The sequence below is a fragment of the Niallia sp. MER 6 genome (assembly GCF_023714395.1).
GTDB lineage: Bacteria > Bacillota > Bacilli > Bacillales > Cytobacillaceae > Niallia.
In genome coordinates this window covers 1-1,474 of sequence record NZ_JAMAUK010000092.1, presented here as the reverse complement: position 1 = coordinate 1,474, position 1,474 = coordinate 1, and the positions used below count along the sequence as shown (strand labels likewise).

Below are 1,474 nucleotides of genomic sequence, written 5' to 3'. Positions count from 1 at the left end.
GGTAGTGACCCCTTAAAGTTAGAGTTTTTATTACACAGCTAATTGGCTGGCATGAGTTCGGAATTTTACCGGACTCATGCCGGCCAGTTTTTGTTTAATTCGATCGTTGTTATAGTAATGGATGTACTTCTCAATCTTCATCTTCAATGCTTCATAAGAAATTAATTGTTCTCCGTAATACATTTCCTGCTTCAGTAAGCCAAAGAAGTTTTCCATTGCTGCATTGTCTGCACATGTTGCTTTGCGAGACATGCTTTGGTACATCTTATTTTCTTTCAATGTGTGTACCCATTTGTAGTGCTGATAGTGCCAGCCTTGATCGGAGTGAATGGTTGTTCTATATTTGGCACGCTCTTGAATAATAGGAAGCACCTGTTTTAATGAATCCATCACAAATTCCAGCGTTGGACTTTTAGACATACTAAACCCAATAATTTCGCCGTTATATAAATCCATGATAGGGCTTAAATACAACTTCTCATCATTTGTACATTTGAATTCCGTTACGTCGGTCACAACTTTTTGAAGGGTATGTGGTGTGTGGAAACGACGGTTCAAACGATTTTTCGCCACTTTCCCAACCGTACCTTTATACGATTTGTAGCGTGATTTACGCACGAATTTTTCGCATTTCAAACCTAGTTTCTTCATGATACGTTGCACTTTCTTATGGTTAACGGGGTAACCTTGTGTTTTCAATTCCGCATGAATACGACGGTAACCATATCTGCCTTCATGCTTCTCAAACGTCTCTAAAATCAGCGTTTCCCACGTTTCATTTGGATTCTTTTGTTTCATCTGTTTGATTTGATAATGATACGTTGCCTCTGGAATTTTCACTTGTGTTAAGACATCTTTTAATCGGAATCCTTCTTCTTTAAGTTCGAAGGCGATGGCTGCTTGTGCTTTTCGAGGAAGGCATCCGGATTCTCTCGAAAAGCCTTCAACTTTTTTAAATAGGCAACCTCTAAACGAAGCATTTCATTTTCACGTTCTAACTGTTCCTCACGTGACATTGGTTTATTCTGTTTATTCGCTGTTGTTTTTGGTTTTTTAGACATAGACGGGCGCCCCTTTGCTTTTTGTTGCAGGCCCTCTATTCCTTCTTTTTCTAATTTACTGTTCCAATTGGCGATTAAACTCGGATTATTTATCCTAAATTGAATCGCTGTCTCTTGAAAAGAAGCACCTGTTTGTTTCATAAAGTGTAATACATCCAATTTGAATTGAACAGGGTATTCCTCATTAACTATTTTCCGTTGTAATCCTTCCTCGCCAAAAGCTTTATAAGCACTTACCCAATTCTTAATTGGCGAAGAAGATGGAATACTGTATTTTTGCGCCAATCGGTCATAACTTAAAGCACTTTTCAAATACTCTTGTACAATTTTCAGTTTGAAATTCCCACTATATTTAGCCATAAAAAACACCCCAAAAGTTAGATTTCAACTCTAACTTTTGGGGTGCAGCACTT

General features: G+C 37.9%; 1 protein-coding gene and 1 pseudogene. Both read right to left on the bottom strand.

Annotation, left to right across the window (positions count from 1 at the left end):
- Window positions 1–30: 30 nt before the first annotated feature.
- Window positions 31–897, bottom strand: a pseudogene (locus tag M3600_RS28305) (IS3 family transposase); the annotation flags it as partial.
- Entirely contained in the window at window positions 858–1,421 is a 564-nt protein-coding gene (locus M3600_RS28300; RefSeq protein WP_233319543.1) for a helix-turn-helix domain-containing protein, read from the bottom strand. The pseudogene M3600_RS28305 and the gene M3600_RS28300, both read right to left, overlap by 40 nt.
- Window positions 1,422–1,474: the final 53 nt, after the last annotated feature.

What these genes read in the sequence shown, in the direction of transcription:
- M3600_RS28300 (WP_233319543.1), bottom strand. Translation starts at nt 1,421, where the DNA reads ATGGCTAAATATAGTGGGAATTTCAAACTGAAAATTGTACAAGAGTAT.